The organism is Atribacter sp. (assembly GCF_035418125.1).
Taxonomy (GTDB): Bacteria; Atribacterota; Atribacteria; order Atribacterales; family Atribacteraceae; genus Atribacter; species Atribacter allofermentans.
In genome coordinates this window covers 1-6,132 of the sequence record NZ_DAOLQM010000125.1, presented here as the reverse complement: position 1 = coordinate 6,132, position 6,132 = coordinate 1, and the positions used below count along the sequence as shown (strand labels likewise).

At 38.4% G+C, this 6,132-nt stretch carries 6 protein-coding genes; 1 reads left to right on the top strand and 5 read right to left on the bottom strand.

The annotated features are described in order from the left end of the window. Positions 1-248: 248 nt before the first annotated feature. The 4 genes from PLK24_RS07205 to PLK24_RS07190 all read right to left on the bottom strand — a co-directional run bounded on the left by PLK24_RS07205 (position 249) and on the right by PLK24_RS07190 (position 4,366). Positions 249-947, bottom strand: coding sequence for a flavodoxin family protein (locus PLK24_RS07205; RefSeq protein ID WP_324477699.1), 699 nt, complete (start codon positions 945-947; stop codon positions 249-251). Positions 948-1,265: 318 nt separating this feature from the next. Beyond that, complete coding sequence (locus PLK24_RS07200; RefSeq protein WP_324477697.1) at positions 1,266-2,096, bottom strand: carbohydrate ABC transporter permease; 831 nt, start codon at positions 2,094-2,096, stop codon at positions 1,266-1,268. Positions 2,097-2,101: 5 nt separating this feature from the next. Then, on the bottom strand, positions 2,102-3,010 hold the full coding sequence (locus tag PLK24_RS07195; protein ID WP_324477695.1) for a carbohydrate ABC transporter permease: 909 nt from the start codon (positions 3,008-3,010) through the stop codon (positions 2,102-2,104). Between the two features lie 93 nt (positions 3,011-3,103). Next, positions 3,104-4,366 carry an ABC transporter substrate-binding protein gene (locus tag PLK24_RS07190; RefSeq protein ID WP_324477693.1) on the bottom strand — a complete coding sequence of 421 codons (1,263 nt, stop codon included), beginning with the start codon at positions 4,364-4,366 and terminating at the stop codon, positions 3,104-3,106. A 783-nt stretch (positions 4,367-5,149) separates the two neighbouring features. Between PLK24_RS07190 and PLK24_RS07185 the strand changes: the two genes are divergently transcribed. Continuing rightward, the gene (locus tag PLK24_RS07185) at positions 5,150-5,614 is read left to right on the top strand and encodes a putative immunity protein (RefSeq protein WP_324477691.1); all 465 of its coding nucleotides are present in this window, start codon (positions 5,150-5,152) and stop codon (positions 5,612-5,614) included. Here PLK24_RS07185 and PLK24_RS07180 read toward each other — a convergent pair. After that, positions 5,607-6,132, bottom strand: a 526-nt coding sequence (locus PLK24_RS07180; RefSeq protein WP_324477689.1) for a cyclase family protein, incomplete at its 5' end; no start/stop codon positions are given. The two genes, PLK24_RS07185 and PLK24_RS07180, sit on opposite strands and share 8 nt — an antisense overlap.

Genomic DNA, 6,132 nt, shown 5'->3' with positions numbered 1-6,132 from the left:
GAAATCGGGTTGAATTATCTATGCAGCGGACTGAGGAAATACTTTTCTCATATCGATCCCTATATGCAAGATATGGCAAAAGAACTGATGAAAACTCTTCCGGGATATAAGCTAAGATAATAGGAGTTGCTATTCAATTGGGTTGTTTCATGACATCCATTCTGTCAATCCATTTGAAGGTTTGATAAATCAGGCTTCGACAAATGATTTAAAAAACACCAGGCAATAAATTTTTGATTTATTTCTCCTTACCAGGGCCTTTTCTTATCCAACCAGCCATTTTCCTTCCAATAATTCTTATCAACCTCATTCCAATTGTTTGATTTTTGCATCGATCTCATTATGATAAATAAAAATCTTTGTCCTAATCCAGGACGAACTTTCCCAATATTTGCCTCTACTTTTCGAGAGAGCTTGGTAGTTCCCCTGTCTATTGACCCTTTCATTTTGTCAGATACTGTCTGCCAGGTAGAACCTTTAATATTTTTATTCAATCGATAAACTTTAGGCACTCCCATCCAAAACAGCTGTTTTGCTATAGATTTGGCCACTTTCTTCGATCCTCCTCCGGCAGCTGTTGAAATAACAATACCAATCTTCTGAAACATCACCGGCTTAGGGCGATGAGAAAACCACATATAACCCAGATGATCGAAAAAAGTTTTCAATTGACCAGTCATTTCAAGACAATAGGTTGGAGAATTGATCACGATGAGGTCAGATACTTCCATAGAAGCAACAATGTTTTGTACTTTTTCTGCCTGAGGACAGGCATATTCACTTTTCATAATGCATTGGTAACAACCAACACAAAAGCTCGGCGTATCATTGGGCATAAAATATTCATAGATTTCTTTATTGGTATTCGAAATTTTATCAAGTATATGTTGTGTAATATGATAACTGCTTCCCCGATGTGACTGCCCATAGATGACGGTAATTTTCACTTTTTTGTCCACCTCGGTATTTGTAAGGAGAATCTTTCCGGTATCGTCGTCTACCAGAATTCAAATCGATATTTTATGAATTTCAACTATACTATTCTTTCTTGAAAATGAAGTCGCGAATGATACATATTGAACAATAATTGTCTCTTTTATTTTCATTTTCTCCTCATTAGAGAGCATCCTTTTAATATTTTCTTTAGGTTTTTCTATTATAATACTTCTAATTTTTTAATGTCTTTTCAACTCAACAAAACCTCAATTCTATAGCTTTATTCAAAACATAATCCTTTCGTTCTCTCTCCGAAATCGGTGTATTCCTCACTCTTTGACCGAACCGCTCGTTAATCCTTTAATAAAATATTTCTGCAAAAAACCAAAAACGATCATCGGTGGCAAGGCAGCGACCACCGATCCAGCAAAGAGAGGACCCCATCGAGTTTGATACTGACCAATAAACAGGGAAAGAAAAACTGGAACGGTTTGCTTATCGGTGGAAGTCAGGTAAGAAAGCGAGAACATGAGCTCGCTCCAAGAAAAAATAAAAGCGTAAATGCCCACCGATGCTATACCGGGAATAACCAAGGGAAGACTGATTTTATAGAAAGCCTGAAATCGACTGCAACCATCGATCAGTGCTGACTCCTCGAGAGATTGAGGGATATCGGCAAAAAAGTTTCTGGTCATCCAAACCGCAATGGGAGTGGTAAAGGGAAGGTAAACAATCATGGTTCCTAAATAACTATTGATGAGACCAGTATATTTTAATAATAAGAAAAAAGGGACGACGAAAACGATTTGAGGAAACATTTGACACACTAAAATGGAAAGCAAAACCGGCTTTCTCAAGAAAAAATTAAATTTTGCGGTTGCGTAGGAAGGAAGGATGGATATCAGGACAGTTAGCACCGCGGTTCCTGCTCCTAACACCAGACTATTGAGAAAATATTTTGAGAATTCTAAGTTGACAAAAACATAACGAAAGTGTTCAAAAGTGATATTTTTGGGAAGGTATAAAATTGGATAGGCATAAATGTCGGGGTAGGATTTAAATGCAGTGATGATGAGCCAGATAAAGGGAAAAACAATTATTGCCGATATAATGAGCAAGGCAATATAAACGATGGATTTTAACCAGTTTTTCCTTTTCATTCAATTTATCCCTCTTTCCGGATAAGACTCAAGGTATAAATAATTGCGATAATGAAGACAATAATAAAATTAATATTGGAAACCGCAGTCGAATGTGAAAAATCAAGAAACCGAAAAGCCATACGATAGGCATGGGTTACAAACGTATCAGTGGCATTGGCCGGACCACCACCGGTCATGACGAAGATAAGTGGAAAATAATTAATGGTCCAAATGATGGTGAGCATAACCGTTGTCAGGATAAATGGTCGAATGACCGGAATGGTAATTTTACTAAATCGTTGCCATAGGTTCGCTCCATCCATTGCTGCTGCTTCGTATAGATCTCGAGGAACAGTTTGCAGCGCTGCGAGATAAAACATGGCCGAAATGGCAAAGCCTTTCCAGAGGTTGGCAATGATTACTGCTGCTTTGGCTAAGGTTGGTACCGCTAACCAGGGAAGATAGTCTTTGATAATACCCAGCTTTACTAAAATGTCATTCAACACTCCATACATATCGTTATACATCCATTTCCAGGCCACAGCAGCAACAATATCTGGAGTGGCCCAGGGAATAACCAGAATAATAGTTCGAAAGACCATTTTCCCCTTAACGTCCTGACTCAATAGGAGAGCAATCCCTAAACCTACCACCAAATCAAGGATTACACAACTTATCGTCCAAATAATAGTATTTAGTGTAACAACTGAAAAAAGTGGATCAGAAAGGACTTCTCGATAATTGCTGAAAGACCACCCATCTTCAACCTGAAAACTAACCACAACATTTTGGACCACTGGATAAACAACCAAAATTAACATAAAAACCACATAGGGAATAATAGAATGGTAAGCAAAAGAATTTTTTATCAAATCAGATCGAAAACCGGTTTTGTCCTTCAGAATGTGCTTATTACCGATAATTGAACTCATATAAATTGCAATTCCTTTCCGGCTTTGATGAAAGTCTGGGCAGAGGTAGAGATTTCTTACCTATACCCCTGCCCTTTTCCTAATTCAATATTATTATTGAGTTAAAATTTTATTCACTTCTTCTTCAGCCTTTTTAAGGGCATCTTCAGCAGTGGCTTTACCAGTTAAAACATCTTGAATCATTGTCTGGATTTGATCGGAAATCTGAGGATATTGGGGTATTGGTGGCCGTACTTTCGCATGGGGGAAAGTTTCAAATATAATCTGCCATTTTGGATCTGCTTGAAAAGTTGGTGCATCTTTACACACATCTTGCCTGGTAGGCATTGGTCCGCTATGTTTTCCAATCCACATCATCCATACATCGTAACTGGTTATAAAATCAACAAATTTCCAGGCAGCCTCTTTTTGGGTCGAGGTCTTGGCAATAACCGATGCCCAACCGCCCAATACACTAGCCGGAGTTGTTTTGTAAGGATGGGTGGCAACCGTATAATTTCCCTTTATTTCCGGATTAGCCATCTCTATAAGCGGAAATGACCAAGGTCCACCAATCGCCATTGCTACCCTATTTTGTGCCATCATAGTACGGTAATCATCTTCAGTGTAGGATAGTGTACCCGGAGGAGATACTTTGTGCTTGGTAAAAAGTTCGGTATAGGATTGAAGGGCTTCAAGCCCTTCTGGAGTGTTAAATGCTGCTTTACTGTAATCTTCGGTAAGGAATTCCCCATCAGCTCCAAATAGAAAAATCATGTAAGCCAGTGTCGCAATTTCGCTCTTTGCTCCTGTTACACCATAACCATAGATTCTTTTTGATTCATCGGTTAATTTGAGAGCCGTGTCAAGCAGATCATTCCAGGTAACCGGTGGTTGGTTCGGATCAAGTCCAACGTCAGTGAACATTTTGGTATTATACAGTAACAATCGGCAATCAGTATACCAAGGTAAACCGTAGCGTTTCCCTTGATAGGTAACAGTTGGCCAGAGATTAGGCCATATCTGCTCGGCGACTTTACTATTTTCAAGCATTTCATCTATCGGTTCAAGCCATCCCTGAGCAGCAAAAGTTGGCACCCATCCACCTAAGTCAGCAAAACAGACATCAGGACCCTGACCAGCAGTATAGGCTGCCACTAATTTATCGTAATATACTTCGAAGCCAATCAACTGATATTCAACTTCAATTCCGGTTTGTTGGGTAAAATCGGCGACAACCTCTTTCCAGGTCTCTTCTTGTTCAACTACATGTCCGCCAACCCAAACTGTTATTTTTTCACCAGCCGAGAAAACGGTTCCGGTAGCCAAAAAAACAGTGAAAAGTATCACAAAAAAATAAGCACTCCACTTTTTCATTTTTTATCCCCCTTTTGTTATTGTAATATGTAAATAAATCTAAACAATAATTAAAAATTATCAGTTAAATGCTATTACCACCTCCTTTAAGTTGATCTTTGTTCTACTTTGTTAATGGCAACATTATTTCTGCCCACGGCGTAAATTGAAAAGATTTAAAAAAATAGAGGGGCGTATTTATTGCGCCTGGTCTTTTTTTAATGTAGTGGTTTGTCATGGCATTCCGAATCTTAGGCTTCCATCCTCATCTGGTACTGCTAACATGGCATGAGGATCTCTCAATATATAGAACCAACGTTAAATGAATAGATTAAACGTTATTAATATTTTTCATAGTGATAGTTAAATCTTTTTTAAGGTTGGGTAATTTCCTACTCAAAAGAGTTGTGATTTATGAGCCGTGGATATTCTATAAAATTTGGGTATTAGAGAGGTATGGTTATATTTAAAAACAGTACAAAGAACTTTTCACAAAGATATCTGTCAAATTTGGAAAAAAGATCATATTTTTTATTACAACTGGCTGTTAACTAACCCAAATTATTAAAATTGATTCAAACCAATGACCTGAATGATTTCTTATTCTAGTCGGTTTGATTAAACCTCCTAAATAGAAATATTAACTAATACTAAATTTATTTTACCACATTATAAAATAAGAATTATAACCAAGGTGATCCTTATTAATTATTACTTTAAATATTTCTTCGTTTTTCAATCGTATAATATATTAGTGAGGTTAAATATTGTAGATAAGGGCTGAAAAGCCTTGATTCGTAATCAATGAAAACAATAAATTTTAAAGATAATTCGGAATTAAAAATGTCGCTTCTTAAGCTGGCGAATAACCAGAACCATAAAACCCTGGTGATCTGGGCAACCGATTGTGCTCAACGGGTCCTCCCATATTTTGAAGATATTCATGTTAATGACAATCGACCGCGAAACGCTATCGAAGCAGGACAAGCTTGGATTCGTGGTGAAATTTCGGTGCACGATGTCCGTCAAGCTGCCTTCGCCGCTCATGCTGCAGCACGGGAAACGAATAATCAAGCTGCTGAATTTGCTGCTCGCGCTGCCGGTCAGGCAGCTTCAACAGCTCATGTTGCCAGTCATGCAGTCCACGCTGCATCGTATGCTGCTAAGGCTGTGTTCTATTCTTCCAATCTAAACCAAGCTTATACAAATACCGTCAAGGAACGTCAATGGCAACTGGAGCATTTACTCGATTTGGAAAAAGCTACCTAACTTCCATCCCTTCTAGCACCACCGCCCAAACTGGTGATGCATCCATGCCTTTTACCTTCAATCCTGGTAACGATATGAGATAGGAAACATCCTGTTGAAGCTTATCCAAGTTGATAACCCATTCAAGCAGGGGAACATTGTTCTCCAGCAAGATATCATGAGTATTCCCCTTTGCCGGCAAGGCAAATCCGATTGAAGTATCAAACCCTACCATTTTAACCTTTTTCTCAAGAAAATAGTGTCCAACTTCCGGAGTTAATTGAGGGACTTCATCTTTTTTGGTTGCCGTACTATGGAGAAGAACAATATCCTTTCCTTTTAACCTTCCTTGGTCCATATCTATTAAGAGGCTGCGGTTAATAGGTTTTCGAGGGGGAAGATCAAATTTAAAAAATACCATTCTTCCAAACCAAGTTTCTGCGGGAAATTCTGTAATGTCTTTTCCGTGTGGAAGCAAATGATTGGGACATTCAACGTGAGTACCGAGATGACTTTTGAGGGTAACCATTAAATAGGTG

Bases quoted from the DNA above. Each gene is read 5' to 3' on its own strand.
- PLK24_RS07195 (WP_324477695.1), bottom strand. From the start codon at position 3,010: ATGAGTTCAATTATCGGTAATAAGCACATTCTGAAGGACAAAACCGGT.
- PLK24_RS07190 (WP_324477693.1), bottom strand. From the start codon at position 4,366: ATGAAAAAGTGGAGTGCTTATTTTTTTGTGATACTTTTCACTGTTTTT.
- PLK24_RS07185 (WP_324477691.1), top strand. From the start codon at position 5,150: ATGAAAACAATAAATTTTAAAGATAATTCGGAATTAAAAATGTCGCTT.
- PLK24_RS07200 (WP_324477697.1), bottom strand. From the start codon at position 2,096: ATGAAAAGGAAAAACTGGTTAAAATCCATCGTTTATATTGCCTTGCTC.